Below are 17,410 nucleotides of genomic sequence, written 5' to 3' on the forward strand. Positions count from 1 at the left end.
CCATGCCCGCCGCGTTCGACACCGTGATCGTCGGGGCAGGCAATGCCGGGGTCTCCCTGGCGGCCCGCCTCAGGCGCGATGGCGTGAGCGGCATCGCGCTCATCGACCCCAGCCCGGTGCACCGCTACCGGCCGATGCTGAACTACGCCGCGGCCGGGCAGGCACGCATGTCCCGCTACGAGCGGGCCATGGCGACAGTGGTCCCGGACGGGGTCGAACTCGTGCCGCACGCGGCCACCCGCGTCGATCCCGACGCCCGGACCGTCACCCTCGACAGCGGGGCGTCCGTCAGCTACCGCGACCTGGTGTTGTGCCCCGGCCTCACCCCGCACTGGGAGGAGATTCCGGGACTGCAGGAGGCCTACGTCGACGGCTGGGCGGTGTCCGCCCACGTGCCCGAGTACGCCGGTCGGGCATGTGCCGCCCTCGTGCGTGAACGTGAGGGCACCGTGGTGTTCTCGGTTCCGCCCGAGCCGGCATCCTGCGGCGGGACGGTGCTCAAGGCGATGTTCCTGGCGTGCGACCGGTGGCGGCGGGCCGAGGTGCTCGACCGGATCGACGTGCACCTGGTGACCCCGTTCGGCGGACTGCTCGGACTGGAGAAGATCGACTCCCGATTGCAGCCGTTCATCGAGGACTACGGCATCACGGTGCACGCCGACACACGGGTGACCGCCGTGGACCACGCCGCCCGGACCGTCTCGCTCGACGGCCCCGCCCCGGTGACCCTCGAGCACGTCAACCTCGCCTACGTCACCCCGGACAGCCGCGCACCGCGATTCGTCGCCGACTCGGGCCTGGCGACGGGCGACGCCGCCACGCTCGTCGAGGTGGACCCCCGCACCCTGCGCCACACGCGCCACGAGACGGTGTGGGGACTGGGGGACGCCGCGACCGTGGACACCCGCCCGTCCGGTGGCGCGTTGCGCGACCAGGTCGCGGTGGTGGCCGACAACCTGCGCGCCGCCCGCGACGGTGGGCCGCTGAAGGAGTACGACGGCTACACGGTCATCCCCGTGGCCGTGAGCAGGGGCCGACTGGTGCTCGACGAGCACGACCGGGACGGCCGGCCGGCCCCGTCGGTGCCGGGGATCGACCTCTCCGCCCCGCGACGGATGACGTACGCGTTCGACCGGTTCGTCCAGCCCGTCGTGTACTTCCGCAAGCTCCTGCGCGGCCGGGTCTGACCCGGCGACCGGTCCGTCGCCGAGGTCAGTGGGTGGCCAGTTCGATCTCGTCCCGTCGCGCCTGCGGGAGTTCACTGCCGCGACCGAGATCCACCTGCACGTGGTGGAGCGTGGCGCCGCGGACCGGGAACGATCCCTCGTACGCGGTGCTCACCGCGCTCCCCCGGCTGCGCCCGATGTCGAGGGTCTCGTTCATGCTGAACATCGCGGGGGCCGTCACGGCGATGCGCCCCTGCCCCACCTGCTCACCGTCGATGAGCAGGCGCAGGTCCGCGCCCGCCGCGATCCCTCCGTCGTAGGCGAACTCGAGCTCGACGGTGCGCGCACCCGCGGCGAGCGGTTCGCTGCCGGCTGCCCGGCCGTGGTGGCGACCGAAGAAGTTGTACTCGAAGACGGGCACCCCGTCGACGATGTACAGCGTCATGCCACCGAAGCGGCCGCCCAGGCTGAGCAGCACACCCTCGCAGGACCCGGCCGCGGGGGAATCGCCTCCGTGGACCTCCAGCGCCGCCGTGAGACGGAACGCACGGTTGAGCAGCTTGGGCGCGGCCTTCTCGTTGAGCCCGTCCATGTGCGGGTACAGGGTGATCGACGAGCGGCCGCCCATGGGGTGGGGTGGGCGGTTGTCGACGCCGGCCTGGCGTCCCACGGTGCTGTCGTCCAGCGGCAGGACGTCGTACCGCGCGGCCTCGGCGATGAACTTCATCGTCAACCGCTCGAGGATCTCGGGGTGCTCGGCGGCGAGGTCACGGGACTGCGACCAGTCCGCGCGGGTGTCGTAGAGCTCCCATGTACTGTCCGCCAGCGGCGTGAGGTCGACGCCGGAGGTGGCCATCAGCCAGGGCGCCCGTTGCGCGGTCACGGCGGTCCACCCGTGGTCGTAGATCCCGCGGTTGCCGAAGATCTCGAAGTACTGGGTGGTGTGCCGGTCCGGGGCGTCGGGCTGGTCGAAGGTGTAGGTCATGCCCACCCCCTCCAACGGCTTCTGCGCCACGCCGTCCACGGTGTGCGGCATCGGCAGGCCCGCGGCCTCGAGGATGGTGGGGGCGATGTCCACGCAGTGGTGCCACTGGTGGCGCAACCTGCCCGGCTCGGCGATCCGGCCCGGCCAGTGCGCGACGAGGGCGTTCCGGGTCCCGCCGTAGTGGGAGGCGACCTGTTTGGCCCACTGGTAGGGGGTGTTCAGCGCCAGCGCCCAGGACGACGGGAAGTGCGGGTACGAGTCGGGGCCGCCGAGATCGTCCCACTTGGCCAGCAGTTCCTCGGTGGTCGAGGGCAGCCCGTTGAGTCCGGCGAGGTAGTTGAACGCGCCCAGCCGGCCGCCCTCCGTGGAGGCGCCGTTGTCCCCGACCATGTACAGGACCAGGGTGTTCTCCAGCGCACCCGTCGAGTCGAGATGGTCGATGAGGCGCCCCACCTGGTCATCGGTGTGCTCGAGGAACCCGGCGTACAGCTCCATGAGTCGGGCGGCGACCTTCTTCTCGTCGTCGTCGAGCTCGTCCCAGTGCGGCAGACCGGGCGCCCATGGTCCGAGCTCGGTGTCCTCGGGGACCACTCCCAGTTCCTTCTGGCGCGCCAGGGTCCGCTCACGCAGGGCGTCCCAGCCGTCGTCGAACTCGCCGACGTACCGGTCGCGATAGGACTCGGGGACGTGCAGCGGCGCGTGGACCGCGCCCAGCGGCAGGTAGCAGAACCACGGCATGTCGGGGGCCACGGCGGAGACGTTCTCGACCCACTGGACGGCGTGGTCCACCAGGTCCTCGGTGAGGTGGTATCCCTCCTCCGGCGTCCGGGGCGGGTCCACCTGTCGACGCCCGTCGTAGAGGACCGGGGTGAAGTGGTCCGCCTCGGCGCCCAGGAACCCGTAGAACGTGTCGAACCCCTCCTCGGTGGGCCAGCGGTCGAACGGCCCGGCGGCCGTGGTCTCCCACGGCGGGGTCTGGTGCATCTTGCCGAACGCGCCGGTGGCGTAGCCGTTGCCGCGCAGCACCCGGGCGATGGTGGCCGCCGAGTCGGGCCGCATGCCCGTGTATCCGGGTGCGCGGGTGCTCATCTCGGCGATCACGCCCATCCCCACGCTGTGGTGGTTGCGCCCGGTGAGGGTCGCGGCGCGGGTCGGCGAGCACAGCGCGGTGGTGTGGAACCGCGTGTACCCCGCCCCGTCGTGGTTGAGGCGCTCGATGGTCGGGGTGCGGCAGGGGCCCCCGAACGCCGAGGACGTGCCGAACCCCACGTCGTCGAGCATCACCAGCAGGACGTTGGGCGCCCCCTGCGGTGGGCGGATCTGCTCGACGCCCGGGAACCCGTCCTGCTGATCGCGGCGGTCCATCTCAGCGGGCACCCGACCGGCGAGCCGCCGCACGGGCAGGACGTGACGGTCGAGACCGGCCTCGGGAAACGCGTCGTCTGACGGGCTCATGCCGGCACGTCCCCGACGATGGCGACGCGCTCCATGACCCGACGATGGGGGAAGTAGTCACTGCACGCGTAGTGCTGGGTGGCCCGGTTGTCCCAGAACGCCACCGTGCCCGGGGCCCAACGCAGGCGTGCCTGGAAGTCGGGCATCTTGACCTGGTCGAGCAGGCGCCGTAACAACTCCCTGCCCTCGACCGGGTCCATGCCGTCGATACCGGTGGTGAACAGGCTGTTGACGAACAGGAGTCTGCGGCCGGTCTCGGGGTGCGTGCGGACCACCGGATGGTGCTGCGGCGGGTAGCGCTTCTGCATCTCGGCGAGCTTGTCGGGGGACATGCTCCGGCCGAACGACGGCGTGAAGTCGTGTGTGGCCGTCAGCCCGTCGATCCGCTCCTTGATCTCGTCCGGCAGCGCGTCGTAGGCGTTGCCCATGTCCGACCACAGGGTGTCGCCGCCGGCATCGGGGACCCGGATCGCCCGCAGCACCGACCCCATGGGGGGCCGGTCCTGCCAGGTGACGTCCACGTGCCAGATGTTCTCCATGCCCGGGTTGTCCTGTCCGCGGTCGAACCTCACGACCTCGGGGATCTCCCCCTGGTCGAGGAGCGGGTGGACCTCCAGGTCGCCCCAGTGGGCGGCGAAGTCGCGGTGCTGGTGGGCGGTGACGTGCTGTTGGTCCCGGAAGAAGAGCACCTTCCTCTCGAGCAGCGCGGTCTTGAGTTCGGAGATCTGCTCGGGTGACGGGGCGGCGAGGTCGACGCCCTCGACATCCGCTCCGATGAACGGGGTGACGGGCCGCACGCCGATGTGGTGGTAGGTGGCGGGCGGGGCATCGTCGGCCGTCAGCCGCATCCGCTTGGGGCCGAACTCGATGTCGTGATCGCCGATCGTGACCTGCATGGGGGTTCCTTCCGTGGCCGGTGGGCCTGGTCGAGGGGACGACGCGCGAGGCGTAGACATCTGTCTACAGCGTGCTCAACCGTGACTGTAGACGATCGTCTACAGTGGCGTCCATGGATCTCCTCGAATCGGATCGCCCCGTCGGACGAGACGCAGTACGCCGCGCCGTTCTCGGCACCGCCCGCCGGATCTTCGCGGCCCGCGGGCCACGGGCGCCCCTGCGCCTGGTGGCCGAGGCCGCGGGGGTGAACCTCGGTCTCATCCACCGACACATCGGGAACAAGGACGACCTGTTGTCGGCGGTACTCGAGGACGGCCTGCGGCACGGCACCGCCCGGGTGGGAGACCACGACGATGCCGGCCGGGCCGTGTACTCCATGCTCACCGGAGCCGTCGAGAACCCGGATTTCAGCCGCCTGTTGGTGTGGCTGTCCCTGGATCCGGACGCCGTGTCGCGGCCGCTGATCGACGCCTCGGTCCGGCCCGCCGGCGCGGTGTCCCGCATGACCGATCCCCCGCCGGCCGGCGAACTGCATCTCGCGCTCGCCCTCACGGTGATCTATGCCTGGCCGGTTCTGCGCGACCAGATCCTCGACGTCCTGGACGTCGGAGCCGCCGACCGCCAGGGCGTCGACACGCGGATGGCGGAACTCCTGTCCGAGGTGGTCACGGGCCTGGGAGCCGGGGAAGGACGATGACGACGACGAGGGCCTGCTGCGCACCGGGCGCCCCGCCCCCTCCCGACGGGCCGAACCTGCGGGGCCCGCGGTCCCCGGGCCGTGGAGCCGACCGTCCCCGCCGGCAGGTCCTGATTCCCGGCGGGACATCGGTGATGGGCGACCACTTCGACGAGGGGTACCCCGACGACGGGGAGCTACCCCTGCACGAGGTGAGCCTGCGCTCGTTCCGGATGGACGAGTGCGCCGTCACCAACGCCCAGTTCGCCAGGTTCTGCAAGGACACCGGGTACGTGACCGACGCGGAGGACCTCGGCGTCTCGCCGGTGTTCCATCTCGCCGTGGAGGCCGACCCGGCCGACGTCCTCCACCACCTGGATTCCACGCCGTGGTGGGTGGCCGTGCGGGGAGCCGACTGGCGCCACCCCGGCGGGCGCCGGTCCTCGATCACCGCTGTGCAGAACCACCCGGTCGTGCACGTGTCCTGGAACGACGCGACGGCCTACTGCGAATGGGCGGGGGCCCGCCTGCCCACCGAGGCGGAGTGGGAGTACGCGGCACGGGGCGGCCTCGCCGGGGCCCGCTTCCCGTGGGGCGACGAGCTGACCCCGCGTGGTCGGTGGGGTCTCAATGTGTGGCAGGGACGGTTCCCCTCCCACAACACGCTCGACGACGGCCACCTGACGACAGCCCCGGTACGCGCGTTCCGGCCGAACGGATACGGCCTGCACCAGATGGTCGGCAACGTGTGGGAATGGTGCGCCGACGTGTTCGACCCCGGCTACTACGCGGTCTCGCCCCGAGAGGATCCCCGCGGTCCGCGCCCGGACGGGAGCCCGGGCGACGAGACGTGGCGCGTGATGCGGGGAGGTTCCTACCTGTGCCACGAGTCGTACTGTTACCGCTACCGGGTGGCGGCCCGATCGACGAACACCGCCGGTTCAGCGACCGCCAACCTCGGCTTCCGGTGCGTCCGCGACGTGTGACTCCCCTGGTCCGACACCGGCCCGAAGCGCGGCCTCGACCATGTCGTAGAGATGGGCGACGACCTTGTCGAAGTCGGCGTTGACCACGGCGTTCCGCGCGTCCCGGCGGTCCTCGTAGACCGCGAGCGCGCCGGTGAACATCTGGACGGCGAGGTCGATGCGCTCGAACGCCACCCGTCGCGGAAGGTGGGAGAGCACATCGATGAGGCGCACCACCACGTCGTTGGTCGCGGTGCGCAGCTGCGCCTCCGGGATCCCGGGGGCCATGACCGGCCCGACCCGCTGCAGGAACCTCGCATAGTAGGTGGACTCGGGTTGGGCCCGCAGCAGGTCGACGATCGGCTCGAACAGCACCCGCACGAGAGCCGCGAGGTCGGTGCCCAGGCCCTGCTCGTCGATCTCCGCCAACCGCTGCCGGCGATCGACGTCGAGGGCGGTCAGCCGGCGCCGCAGCACCTGCAGGATGAGACCGTCGCGGCTGCCGAAGTGGTACTGCACCGCGGAGTTGTTGCGTTGCCCGGCGGCGGTGGCGACGTCGCGCATCGAGACACGGTCCAGACCGCGCTCGCTGATCAGTTGCTCGGCGATCTCGAGCATCGCGGTCTTGGCGTCCCTCGCCTGGGCGGCTCCCTCGACCGAGGGTTCATTCGTCGGGTCCATCGGGCCCCTTTCCTCCGCCTTGATTGAACAGTGCCCATACCGCCGCCGGACCGGGCCGGTCGGCGTCGATCAGATCTTCGCCGCTCCGGGGCTCCACTTGCGGCCGGCGGCCTCGCCCAGCTGGTTGAAGCTCAACACCGTGAGGAACAGGACGATGGCGGGAATCCCCACCAGTCCGGGGTACCTCTCGAAATCGGACTGACCGGCGCTGATCATGTTGCCCCACGTCGGTTCGGGCCGAGGAATGCTCAGCCCCAGGTAGCTCAGCGAGGCCTCCGCGACGATCAGCACCGCCACGAGCATGAAACTGTAGGACAGCACCGGCGCCACGATGTTGGGGGCCACCTCGCGCAGCATGATGCGGGTCTCGCCCGCACCGAGCGACCGGGCGGCGGTGACGAACTCGCGGCCGGCGAAGCTCATCGCGTTGGCGCGGACGAGCCGTGCGTACGACGGCACCACCATGATCCCCAGCGCCAGGGTGACGTTGAGCAGGGTCGGGTCGAGGACCGTGACGATCGCGATGAGCAGGATGAGCGACGGGAACGCCAGCAGGACGTCGCTGATGATGGAGACGATCCGGTCGGCCCAGCCGCCCTTGTAGCCGGCCACCAGGCCCAGCGCGCCGCCGATGAGGGCGCCGATGACGACACCGCCGATGCCCACCACGATGGAGACCCGGGCGCCGTAGAGCAGGCCGCCGAGGATGTCGAGGCCCTGACGGTCGGTGCCCAGGGGATGCGCCGTGAGCAGATCCGGCGGCAGCAGGGACCGGGTCGTCAGCGCGAACTGCGGGTCGCGCGCCTCGGCCAGCGGCAGGAAGTCGACGATCAACGCGCCGAGAACGATGAGGGCGGTCCACCCGAGGGCGAGCAGGGTGCCGACCGCGGAGAGCTTCTGCAGGCGCAGCTTGCGCCGGGCGGGCGCCTCCGCGGCGATGGTCGCGGTCGCGGTCGAGGCGACGGTGGAACGGGTGGGGTCGTTGTCAGCCACGGCGGATCCTCGGGTCGATGAGTGCATAGGTGACGTCGACGGTCATGTTGACCACGACGTAGAAGACGGCGATGACGATCACGCCGCCGAGCACCACGGGCAGATTGTCGTTCTGAACGGCGTCGACGATCATGCTGCCCATACCGGGCAGGTTGAACAGCCGCTCGACGACCACCGTCCCGCCGATGAGGCGACCGAGGCTGATGCCGGCGAGGGTGATGATCGAGACCGTCGACGGCCGCAGGGCCTCCTTGACCAGGACGTGGCCGGTCGGCATGCCCTTCGCGCGCGAGGACAGGACGAAATCCTGCTGCAGGGTCGAGATCATGTCGGTCCGCAGGACGCGGGTGAAGATCGCGACCTCCATCAGCGCGAGGGTGAGCGCGGGCAGCATGATGCTGCGCAGGTTCTCCCCCAGCCCCTCGGCCAGCGGCGCGTAGCCCTGGCGGGGGAACTCGGGCAGGAACAGCGCGATCACGGCGATCACCCCGCCCACCGCCAGACCGGCGATGAGGGACCGGCCCCAGGTGACGCCGGGTGCCCCGCGCCCGCCCCGACGGCCCAGCGGCGACAGCGCCACCACCAGCCCGATCACGACGGCCGCGCCGAGGATGAGCTGCTGCGCGAAGGAGTGGTTGAAGACCAGCAGGTAGATCAGCAGCAGGCCGGCCACGAAGCTGGGCACCGAGATGAACGCGAACGCGACGACCGAGGCGACCTGGTCGAACACCCCACCACGGCGGTAGGCCGACCACACCGCCACCGGGACCGCGATCGCCAGCGACAGGATGATCGACAGGAACGCCAGCTGGATGGTGACCGGCAGCGCGTTGCCGATCATCTCGGTGACCGGCTGGTTGGGCGGGATGAGCGAGTTGCCCAGGTCGGCCGAGGCCATGCTGCCGACCCATTCCGCGAACCGGGTGGTGACCGGGTCGTCGAGACCCAGCTCCTCCCGGGCTGCCTGGTATTGCTCCGCGGTCGCGCCCGGCCCCACGGCGGATGCCGCGGAGTCGCCGGGAACGGCCTCCATCAGGAAGAACGCGCCGATGGTCGCGAGTACGACGACGACGACCGCGTGCAGAGCGCGTTCGCCAATGAACCTGAGCACGTGGGGAGACCCCTTCGTTTGAGTCACCGCCTGAGGCGGCTTCTTAATCACCTTGACGTGGACACCCTATGCCGTGATACTCATCACAGCAACACGTTCTAAGCAGTTGTCTTAGATCCCCGTCCGAGACACCAACCCCAGGAGGCAGCCATCGCCGCCGCAGCACCCAGCGGACACGGGCCTTCGGACCCCGACCTGCTGCTCGAGGTACGCGACCTGCGCACCCACATCGACACCCCCGACGGTCGCATCACGCCCGTCGACGGGGTGAACATCTCCCTGCGCCGGGGCGAGACGATCGGCATCGTGGGCGAGTCCGGCTCGGGCAAGTCGATGCTCGTGCGGTCGATCATGGGCATCGCGCCGACCACCGCCCGCGTCGATCAGGGCTCCACGGTCCGCTTCGACGGCCGGGACGTCCTGTCCCTGTCCCAGCGCGAGGCGCAGAAGTTCTGGGGCCGCGAGATCGCCATGGTGTTCCAGGACCCGTTGACCTCGCTCAACCCGATCCGGACCATCGGGCGCCAGATCACCGACCCACTGCGCCACCACCTGGGAGTGAGCCGCCGCGAGGCCACCGACCACGCGGTCGAGCTGCTGACCCGGGTGCGCATCCCCTCACCGCGCGCCCGGCTCTCCGAGTACCCGCACCAGCTCTCCGGCGGCATGCGCCAGCGGGTCGGCATCGCGATCGCCCTGTCCTGCTCGCCCAAGCTCCTCATCGCCGACGAGCCCACGACCGCGCTCGACGTGACGGTGCAGCACGAGATCCTCGACCTGCTGCACGGGCTGCAGGCCGATTCGAACATGGCGATGATCCTCGTCAGCCACGACCTCGCGGTGGTCTCGCAGCACACCGACAGGATCGGGGTCATGTACGCCGGACGGTTTCTCGAAGTGGGCGACACCCGGGCCCTGCTCGACGAGCCCGCACACCCGTACACCGGGGCGCTGCTGGACTCGATCCCGCGTCCCGACCTGCCGCCGCACACCCGGCTCACCGTGATCGAGGGACGCCCGCCGAACCTACGGGAGATGCCCGCCGGCTGCCGGTTCGCACCCCGCTGCCCGCGTGTGGCCGACGACTGCCTCGCCGTGGACCCGCCGCTCGAGGACCTGGCGACGGCACCCGACGAGACACCGCGGTTCGGTGTCCCCATCGCTGAAATCCATCGCGCCGCGTGCCATCACCCGCTCGTCCCCGCCACTTCCAGCACCACCAGCGAGGCATCATGACCGTCCCCTCCCCTCACCTCACCGGTTCGGCCGAGCCGGAGAACGCGCGCCCTCCGGCCGATGCCGACGTCGTCGTCGACGAGCACGGGGCCGACAAACTCGTCGTCGACCACGTGACCGTCGAGTACCACACCCGCAAGGGCACGGTCCACGCCGTCTCGGACGTCTCCCTCACGGTCCCCCGCGGCTCCACCCTCGCCCTGGTCGGCGAATCCGGCTGTGGAAAGTCCAGCCTCGGCCGGGCGATGCTGCAGCTGCCCCGCCCGAACTCCGGGCGCGTGATGGTCGATGACACGGACCTGTGCTCGCTGTCCGGGGCGGCCCTGACGCGGGCCCGCAAGATGATCCAGATGGTCTTCCAGGACCCCGTGTCCTCCCTCAACCCGCGCCGCAGGGTCCGCGACATCGTGGCCGAGGGCCTCGAGATCCAGGGCTCAGGCGGTGGACGCGAGGAGATCCGTCGCTGCGTCGACTCCGCCCTCGAGGCCGTCGGACTCGACCCCGAGCACGCCGGCGGCCGCCGCCCGTCGGAGTTCTCCGGCGGGCAGTGCCAGCGCATCGCCCTGGCCCGCGCACTCGTCCTGGAGCCCGAGGTGCTGGTGTGCGACGAGCCGGTCTCGGCCCTCGACGTCTCCGTGCAGGCACAGATCCTCAACCTCCTCGAGGAGATGAAGGAGCGCTACCGCCTGACGATGATCTTCATCTCCCACGACCTGTCGGTGGTGCACAACATCGCCGACCGCGTGGCGGTGATGTACCTCGGCACCGTCTGCGAGGTCGCCGACACCGAGTCGCTGTACCGGGCCCCGGCCCACCCGTACACGATGCTGCTCATCTCGTCCGCGCCCACGCTCGGCGGCACGCTCGCCGACACGCTCGGCGAGGACTCCATCACCGCGACCAGCTCCGAGCTGCCCTCGCCCCTGAACCCCCCATCCGGATGCAGATTCCGAACCCGGTGCCCACTGGCCACCGACATCTGCGCCACCGAACGCCCCCCGTTGGTCGACATCGCACCCGGCCACCAGGTCGCGTGCCACCACCCTCTCCAGGAGAATCGATGAAGCGCATCACCAGCGCCATGGCCGTCCTCGCGGCCGCCGCCCTGACCCTGTCCGCCTGCGGCGGCGGGGAGGAGTCCACCTCCGCCTCCGGCGGCGCCGAGGGCCAGGCCCCCGACCAGTCCGAGCGGTGCACCGAGGACCGGGTCGGCGGCGAGATCACCGTGGGCGAGTTCTCCATGCTCCCGTCCTTCGCGCCCGGCCAGGGCCAGTACGGTGTCCGCGGCGGCGCGCAGTCGGCGGCCGTCTACGACCGGCTCATGGTGTGGAACCCCGAGGCCGAGGAGTTCGAGCCCAAGCTCGCCGAGTCCCTCGAGGCCAACGACGACAACACCGTGTGGACCCTCACCCTGCGTGACGGCGTCACCTTCTCCAACGGCGACCCGCTCACCGCGGAGGACGTCGCGTTCACCGTCGGCCTGCACAAGGACCCCGCCACCCGCTCGGTCGCCATGACCGACGCGATGGAGATCTCCGAGACCCGCGTGGTCGACCCCCTCACCGTCGAGTTCACGCTCGCCCGGCCGTGGGCCGGTTTCCCCGTCGCGCTCGCCGGCACCATCGGCGAGGTCATCCCGCAGGACGCCTACGAGGCCGCCGACCCGCAGGACTGGGCCCGCAACCCGATCGGCGCCGGCGCCTTCACGGTCGGCAACTACATCCCCGACCAGGAGACCGTCCTCGAGCCCAACCCGGACTACTACGGCGGCCCCGTCTGCCCGACCCTGAAGTTCATCCGCATCCCCGGCTCCCAGGGCACCTACGACGCGTTCCAGACCGGTGAGCTCCAGGTGGGCTTCCTGCGCGGCGCCAAGTTCGTCAACATGGCCACGGCCGACGAGGTCCGCGGCTTCGAGGAGTTCATCAGCTCCGGCTCGGTCATCAACATGAACTCCGGCAAGGCCGGCTACGACGGCATCCTCACCGATGTCCGCGCCCGCCAGGCCGTCGCCGCCGCCATGGACCGCGATCTGTGGAACCAGCGCCTGTACGACGGCGAGGGTCAGCCGACCTCCGCCCTGGTCGCCGAGTCCTCCCGCCTGTTCGACGGCCAGGAGGGCCCGACGTACGACGTCGAGCGTGCGAAGTCGCTCGTGGAGGAGCTCAAGGCCGACCGCCCCGACTGGGACGGCTCCCTGCGGATGCTCATCTCCGACGGCCCCGAGAACATCGAGGCCGGCGTGGTCGCCAAGGCGCTGCTGGACGCGGCCGGGTTCAACGTCCAGATCGAGAACGCCCCGGTCTCCCAGGTCACCGCGCGTCAGTTCACCGGCGACTACGAGATCGTGATCGGCGGCCTGGCCACCTCGGACGCCGACCCGGCGTCCACGTTCGCCAGCGCGTTCACCCCGACCGGCGCGACCAACCTCACGGGCATCGACGACCCCGAGCTCACCGCCGCGGTCAACGAGCTCAAGGCCGCCGCGGACCTCGACGCCCAGAAGGAGGCGATGACCCGTCTGCAGGAGGTCTTCAACGAGGTGCAGCCGTTCACCGTGATGGCCAACGCCGAGCAGTACGTGGCCGTCTCCGACACGGTCGGCGGACTCACCCCGACCCTGTCCTCGACCGTCCTGTACGACGGGGCGTTCGTGAAGGAGTGATCACTCCCCCGCGGTCCTGACGGGCCGCGCCCGAACCACACAGACGTGCCCCGGGCTCCCGCCCACCGGTGAGAGCCCGGGGCATCTCTGTGCCGGAAACACCCACGGCGAGCCGACCGGCCCGCCGCCCCTCACGATCAGGAGAACAGATGACCCGCGCCACCAGCGCCCTGGCCGTCCTCGCCGCGACCACCCTCGCGCTCACCGCATGCGGAGGCGGCGGAGCTGATCCCACCGCCTCGGCCTCCGGCGCCACCGCCCCGGACCAGTCCGAGCGCTGCACCGTCGACCGCGTCGGCGGCACCATCACCATGGGCGAGTACGCGATGCTCCCCTCGTTCGCGCCCGGCCAGGGCCAGTTCGGTGTCCGCGGGGCCACCGAGTCCTCGGCCGTCTACGACCGCCTCATGCGGTGGAACCCCGAGGCCGCCGAGTTCGAGCCCAAGCTGGCCGAGTCGCTCGAGGCGAATGACGACAACACCGTGTGGACGCTCACGCTCCGCGACGGCGTCACCTTCTCCAACGGCGATCCGCTCACCGCCGAGGACGTCGCGTTCACGATCGACCTCCACAAGGACCCGAAGACCGTCTCCAACGCGATGACCGACGCGATGCAGGTCGAGCAGGCCCGCGTGGTGGACCCGCTGACCGTCGAGTTCACGCTCACCGAGCCGTGGGCCGGCTTCCCGATCCTCCTGGCCGGGACCGCGGGCGAGGTGATCCCCAAGGACGCCTACGAGGCCGCGGACCCCGCCCAGTGGGCCCGCAACCCGATCGGTGCCGGCGCGTTCACGGTCTCCGAGTACATCCCGGACCAGGAGCTGGTGCTGGAGCCCAACCCGGACTACTACGGCGGTCCCGTCTGCCCCACCCTCGAGTTCATCCGCATCCCCGGCTCCCAGGGCACCTACGAGGCGTTCCAGACCGGCGAGGTCCAGGTCGGGTTCCTGCGTGGCGCCAAGACCGTCACCGCCGCCCAGGACGCCGGCGACCGGGGCTTCGAGACCATCACCAGCGCCGGCTCCATCGTCAACCTCAACGCCGGTAACGCCGGATACGACGGCGTCCTCACCGACGAGCGGGCCCGTCAGGCGTTCGCCATGGCGCTCGACCGGGAGCTCATCGATCAGCGCCTCACCGGCGGTCTCGGCCAGCCCACGTCCGCCATCATCGCGGAGTCCTCACGCTTCTACGACGGGCAGCAGGGCCCCGAGTTCGACGTCGAGCAGGCCACCGCCCTCATCGACGAGGTCAAGGCCGACCGTCCGGACTGGAACGGCGAGCTCACCCTGCTCGTGGCGGACAGCCCGGAGAACATGGAGTCCGGCGTGGCGGTGAAGGCGCTGCTCGACGCGGCGGGCTTCAACGTCACCATCCAGAGCCAGCCGGTCGCGCAGGTCGTGGCCCGCCAGTTCACCGGCGACTACGAGGCCGTCATCGGCGGGCTGTCCCCCTCGGACGCCGACCCGGCCTCCACCTTCGCCAGCGCCATGACCCCCGGTGGCTCACTCAACATCCCGGGCGTCGACGACCCCGAGCTCACGAAGGCCGTGACCGCGTTCAAGGCCGCCGGCGACCTCGAGGCGCAGAAGGCCGCGGCGACCGACCTGCAGGAGGTCTACAACCGGGTCGTGCCGTTCGCCGTGATGGCCAATGCGCAGGAGTACGTGGTGGTCGACGACTCCGTCAAGGGCGTCTCGCCGAGCCTGTACTCCACGATGTTCTTCGACGGGGCGTTCGTCCAGGAGTAACCGCGCGGCCCGCCCGCCTCTCGAACACCGACGGCCCCGGATCCCGGAGACATCTCCACGGGATCCGGGGCCGTCGGCTGTCCGGGGTGGCGCGAGGCGGGGTGGGGCGGGCGGGCCAGGCGGACAGCAGCCTCGCCGCTCACAGCCGCGCCGCTCACAGCCGCGCCCCAACGTGGCGTCTCGCGCGCACCGCGGGGTGGGCGAGACGCCACGGCCAGGAGCGGCTGGTGAGATCCCGTGCATTTCCGGGAGCGAGACGCCATGCCAGGGGGCGGCTGCGCCGAAATGGGCGCACTTCGGCGAACGCGAGAAGCCAACACCGAGCGCGGGCAGCCAACACCGACCGCGAGACGCCAGGCGCGGGAGCAGATGCCAAGCGTGCCGGGAGCCCAGGAACCCAGGAGGCCCGGACGCGGGCCAGCTCAGGCCACTCGTCTGGCCGGGCCCGTCACCACCCGTCGTACCCCGGCGCCACGGTGGCCCACGGCGCGGCCGCCTCGAGCTGCCCCGACAGCCGCAGCAGCACGTCCTCGCGGCCGTAGTCGGCGACCAGCTGCAGGCCCACGGGCAACCCGCGGTCGTCCGCGGCCAGCGGCAGCGAGATGGCCGGCTGCCCGGAGAGGTTGAACATGCTCGTGCACACCGAGAACGCCGAGGACCGCGTCCACATCGCCTCCGGGTCGGTCGGGTCGAGGTAACCCAGCTCCGGGGTGGTGGAGGGCAGCGTCGGCAGCATCAGCACGTCCACACCACCTGGCCCGAACAGTTCCGCCACGCGCCAGCCGGTCCGGGTGGCGGTCTGCAGGGCCCGCGCGACGTCGGGGGCCGAGTGGGTCATGGCGTTGTCGAGGATCACCCGGGTCCAGGGCTCGATGTCGTCGTCGTCGAGGTCTCTTCCCAGTGCGGCGAGGCGCGCGTCGATGGTCGCCCGCAGCTGGGCGCCCATGATGGCGCCGACGGCCGACATCCCCTCGAGCACATCGACGTCCAACTCCACCTCGCGCACGTCGTGGCCGAGCCCGGCGAGCAGCTCGGCGGTGTGATCGACCGCGGCACTGCAGGCGGGGTCGGTGGGGAACGGTCCGGGCGCGACGCGCAGCAGCCCGATGCGCAGGCGGCCGGGATCGACGCCGACCTCCTCGAGGAACGGGCGCGGCGGGGTGGGCGCACCGTAGGAGTCGCCGGGGCGGTGGCCGGCGACGGCATCGAGCAGCGCGGCGCTGTCGCGGACGGTGGTGGTCAGGGCGTGGTGGTAGGACAGCGGCGACGAGAGGGCGTCGGGGTGCGGCCACGTCGGTACGCGCCCGCGGCTGGGCTTGAGGCCCACCAGTCCGCACATCGCGGCGGGAATGCGGATGGAGCCGCCGCCGTCTGTGCCGTGCGCGACCGGCACCATGCCCGAGGCGACGGCCGCCGCCGATCCGCCGCTCGACCCGCCCGTCGAGTACCCGGTGTCCCAGGGGTTGCGGCACGGGCCGTGCAGCAGCGACTCGGTGGTGGTGGACTTGCCCATCTCGGGCACGTTGGTCGTGCCGAGTACCACCATCCCGGCCGCCTTGTAGCGCTGTACGACGGTGCTGTCCACGGTCGCCACGACGTCGGCGAGCAGCCGGGAGCCGTCGGCGGCGGGCAGCCCGGCGACGTCGGTGCCGAGCGCCTTGATGACGATAGGTACCCCGCGCAGCGGGCCGTCGGGCAGGCCGGCCTCCACCTCGGCGCGCGCGACGTCGAACCGGGTGGAGACCATCGCGTTGAGCTCGGGGTCGAGCCGCTCGATACGGGCGATCGCGGTCTCGAGCACCTCGGCGGCGCTGGTGGCACCGGCGCGGATGTCGGCGGCCAGGGCGAGCGCGTCGCGGGTCGGGGTGGGGGTGTCGGTCACGGGGTGGCCTCTCGTGGGCGTGGGGATGGGGGGGACGACGGTGATGATGGTGACGACGGGGACGACGACGACGGCGACGACGGCGACGACGACGACGAGGTCAGCCCCAGCGGGACTGGCCGCCGTCCAACGGGATGGTCGCACCGCTCAGATACGAGGCCTCGCCGGAGCACAGCCAGGCGACGGGGCGGCCGATGTCGGCGAGGGGGTCGCCTACCCGGCCGGCGGGGATGCCGGCGACGAACTCGGCGGCCTCCTCCGGGTTGTTCTCCATCCACCAGTCGAGCCCGGGGCTGTGGGCGTGCGGGGCCACGTTGAGCGCGCGGATCCCCTCGGCGGCCCACTCGTAGGCGGCGGCGCGGGTGAGGGCGCGGACGGCTTCCTTCACTGCGGAATAGATGCCGTAGTTGGCGGCGTCCCAGCGCACGGCGGCGGAGGTGACGAGGTTGATGACCGTGCCGCCTCCGCGCTTGGCCATCTCGGGCCGAGCGAGCTTCATCAGGGTCAGCGAGACGCGGGGGCCGCCCTCGAAGGCCTTGCGGAAGTCGTCGTCGGGGTAGTCGGACAGCGGCAGGGGCATGGCCATGTTGGCGTTGTTGACGAGGATGTCCACCCCGCCGAGGCGCTCTACGGCTGTGGCGATGATCTGTTCCGGTGCACCGTCGGTGACGATGTCGGCGGCGAGGCACTCGGCGGTGCCGCCGGCGGAGCGGATCTCCTCGGCGACGCGTTCGAGCTTGTGCATCCTGCGACCGACCAGCAGGACCGCCGCGCCTGATTCGGCGAGGCCGAGCGAGATGCCGCGGCCGACGCCCTGTCCTCCGCCGGTGACGATCGCGGCCTTGCCGGCCAGGCGGTTGTCGCGGTCGGCGCCGGACTGTGCGGCCGCGCCCGGCTGGTCGCTGCCCGCCCCGGGCGTGCTCTGGGTGTTCTCGGTCATGGGGTCC

The 17,410-nt window shown here is 71.2% G+C and carries 14 protein-coding genes; 7 read left to right on the forward strand and 7 right to left on the reverse strand.

Annotated elements, in window-relative coordinates; translation table 11 throughout:
• The first annotated feature begins 2 nt into the window (after positions 1-2).
• A complete protein-coding gene (locus AB5G72_RS13525) occupies positions 3-1,187 on the forward strand; it encodes an NAD(P)/FAD-dependent oxidoreductase (protein ID WP_440220076.1) in 1,185 nt (394 codons plus the stop codon).
• 25 nt (positions 1,188-1,212) lie between these two features.
• Here AB5G72_RS13525 and AB5G72_RS13530 read toward each other — a convergent pair whose 3' ends face one another.
• Both AB5G72_RS13530 and AB5G72_RS13535 read right to left on the reverse strand, forming a co-directional pair.
• The gene (locus tag AB5G72_RS13530) at positions 1,213-3,606 is read right to left on the reverse strand and encodes an arylsulfatase (RefSeq protein ID WP_440220077.1); all 2,394 of its coding nucleotides are present in this window, start codon (positions 3,604-3,606) and stop codon (positions 1,213-1,215) included.
• Positions 3,603-4,502, reverse strand: a complete 900-nt coding sequence (locus tag AB5G72_RS13535) for a TauD/TfdA dioxygenase family protein (RefSeq protein ID WP_290722910.1) — start codon at positions 4,500-4,502, stop codon at positions 3,603-3,605. Before AB5G72_RS13535 ends, AB5G72_RS13530 begins: the two co-directional genes overlap by 4 nt.
• A 113-nt stretch (positions 4,503-4,615) precedes the next feature.
• Between AB5G72_RS13535 and AB5G72_RS13540 the strand changes: the two genes are divergently transcribed.
• Both AB5G72_RS13540 and AB5G72_RS13545 read left to right on the forward strand, forming a co-directional pair.
• On the forward strand, positions 4,616-5,200 hold the full coding sequence (locus AB5G72_RS13540) for a TetR/AcrR family transcriptional regulator (protein WP_440220078.1): 585 nt from the start codon (positions 4,616-4,618) through the stop codon (positions 5,198-5,200).
• Positions 5,201-5,334: 134 nt separating this feature from the next.
• Complete coding sequence (locus AB5G72_RS13545; RefSeq protein ID WP_440221501.1) at positions 5,335-6,165, forward strand: formylglycine-generating enzyme family protein; 831 nt, start codon at positions 5,335-5,337, stop codon at positions 6,163-6,165.
• Here the strand turns inward: AB5G72_RS13545 and AB5G72_RS13550 are convergent.
• From AB5G72_RS13550 to AB5G72_RS13560, 3 genes are all read right to left on the reverse strand, one after another.
• Positions 6,121-6,825, reverse strand: a complete 705-nt coding sequence (locus AB5G72_RS13550) for a TetR/AcrR family transcriptional regulator (RefSeq protein WP_440220079.1) — start codon at positions 6,823-6,825, stop codon at positions 6,121-6,123. The two genes, AB5G72_RS13545 and AB5G72_RS13550, sit on opposite strands and share 45 nt — an antisense overlap.
• Positions 6,826-6,894: 69 nt before the next feature.
• The gene (locus AB5G72_RS13555; protein ID WP_440220080.1) at positions 6,895-7,818 is read right to left on the reverse strand and encodes an ABC transporter permease; all 924 of its coding nucleotides are present in this window, start codon (positions 7,816-7,818) and stop codon (positions 6,895-6,897) included.
• On the reverse strand, positions 7,811-8,929 hold the full coding sequence (locus tag AB5G72_RS13560) for an ABC transporter permease (RefSeq protein WP_120282963.1): 1,119 nt from the start codon (positions 8,927-8,929) through the stop codon (positions 7,811-7,813). The genes AB5G72_RS13555 and AB5G72_RS13560 overlap by 8 nt, the downstream gene beginning before the upstream one ends.
• A 267-nt stretch (positions 8,930-9,196) precedes the next feature.
• Between AB5G72_RS13560 and AB5G72_RS13565 the strand changes: the two genes are divergently transcribed.
• The 4 genes from AB5G72_RS13565 to AB5G72_RS13580 all read left to right on the forward strand — a co-directional run bounded on the left by AB5G72_RS13565 (position 9,197) and on the right by AB5G72_RS13580 (position 14,581).
• Complete coding sequence (locus tag AB5G72_RS13565; RefSeq protein WP_440220081.1) at positions 9,197-10,165, forward strand: ABC transporter ATP-binding protein; 969 nt, start codon at positions 9,197-9,199, stop codon at positions 10,163-10,165.
• Entirely contained in the window at positions 10,162-11,229 is a 1,068-nt protein-coding gene (locus AB5G72_RS13570; protein ID WP_440220082.1) for an ABC transporter ATP-binding protein, read from the forward strand. Before AB5G72_RS13565 ends, AB5G72_RS13570 begins: the two co-directional genes overlap by 4 nt.
• Positions 11,226-12,830, forward strand: coding sequence for an ABC transporter substrate-binding protein (locus AB5G72_RS13575; protein ID WP_440220083.1), 1,605 nt, complete (start codon positions 11,226-11,228; stop codon positions 12,828-12,830). The genes AB5G72_RS13570 and AB5G72_RS13575 overlap by 4 nt, the downstream gene beginning before the upstream one ends.
• Positions 12,831-12,979: 149 nt before the next feature.
• Positions 12,980-14,581, forward strand: coding sequence for an ABC transporter substrate-binding protein (locus AB5G72_RS13580; protein WP_440220084.1), 1,602 nt, complete (start codon positions 12,980-12,982; stop codon positions 14,579-14,581).
• A 448-nt stretch (positions 14,582-15,029) separates the two neighbouring features.
• Here the strand turns inward: AB5G72_RS13580 and AB5G72_RS13585 are convergent, their stop codons facing one another.
• Together AB5G72_RS13585 and AB5G72_RS13590 are read right to left on the reverse strand one after the other, a co-directional pair.
• Positions 15,030-16,607 (reverse strand): amidase, encoded by a 1,578-nt coding sequence (locus AB5G72_RS13585; protein ID WP_317468818.1) that lies wholly within the window; start codon positions 16,605-16,607, stop codon positions 15,030-15,032.
• Entirely contained in the window at positions 16,564-17,403 is an 840-nt protein-coding gene (locus tag AB5G72_RS13590) for an SDR family NAD(P)-dependent oxidoreductase (protein WP_317468819.1), read from the reverse strand. Before AB5G72_RS13590 ends, AB5G72_RS13585 begins: the two co-directional genes overlap by 44 nt.
• Between the last annotated feature and the right edge of the window lie 7 nt (positions 17,404-17,410).

This window comes from Dietzia sp. MNB45, assembly GCF_051994785.1.
Lineage (GTDB): Bacteria > Actinomycetota > Actinomycetes > Mycobacteriales > Mycobacteriaceae > Dietzia > Dietzia kunjamensis.

What these genes read in the sequence shown, in the direction of transcription:
- AB5G72_RS13535 (WP_290722910.1), bottom strand. Translation starts at nt 4,502, where the DNA reads ATGCAGGTCACGATCGGCGATCACGACATCGAGTTCGGCCCCAAGCGG.
- AB5G72_RS13580 (WP_440220084.1), top strand. Translation starts at nt 12,980, where the DNA reads ATGACCCGCGCCACCAGCGCCCTGGCCGTCCTCGCCGCGACCACCCTC.
- AB5G72_RS13545 (WP_440221501.1), top strand. Translation starts at nt 5,335, where the DNA reads ATGGGCGACCACTTCGACGAGGGGTACCCCGACGACGGGGAGCTACCC.
- AB5G72_RS13530 (WP_440220077.1), bottom strand. Translation starts at nt 3,606, where the DNA reads ATGAGCCCGTCAGACGACGCGTTTCCCGAGGCCGGTCTCGACCGTCAC.
- AB5G72_RS13550 (WP_440220079.1), bottom strand. Translation starts at nt 6,825, where the DNA reads ATGGACCCGACGAATGAACCCTCGGTCGAGGGAGCCGCCCAGGCGAGG.
- AB5G72_RS13570 (WP_440220082.1), top strand. Translation starts at nt 10,162, where the DNA reads ATGACCGTCCCCTCCCCTCACCTCACCGGTTCGGCCGAGCCGGAGAAC.
- AB5G72_RS13540 (WP_440220078.1), top strand. Translation starts at nt 4,616, where the DNA reads ATGGATCTCCTCGAATCGGATCGCCCCGTCGGACGAGACGCAGTACGC.
- AB5G72_RS13590 (WP_317468819.1), bottom strand. Translation starts at nt 17,403, where the DNA reads ATGACCGAGAACACCCAGAGCACGCCCGGGGCGGGCAGCGACCAGCCG.
- AB5G72_RS13525 (WP_440220076.1), top strand. Translation starts at nt 3, where the DNA reads ATGCCCGCCGCGTTCGACACCGTGATCGTCGGGGCAGGCAATGCCGGG.
- AB5G72_RS13575 (WP_440220083.1), top strand. Translation starts at nt 11,226, where the DNA reads ATGAAGCGCATCACCAGCGCCATGGCCGTCCTCGCGGCCGCCGCCCTG.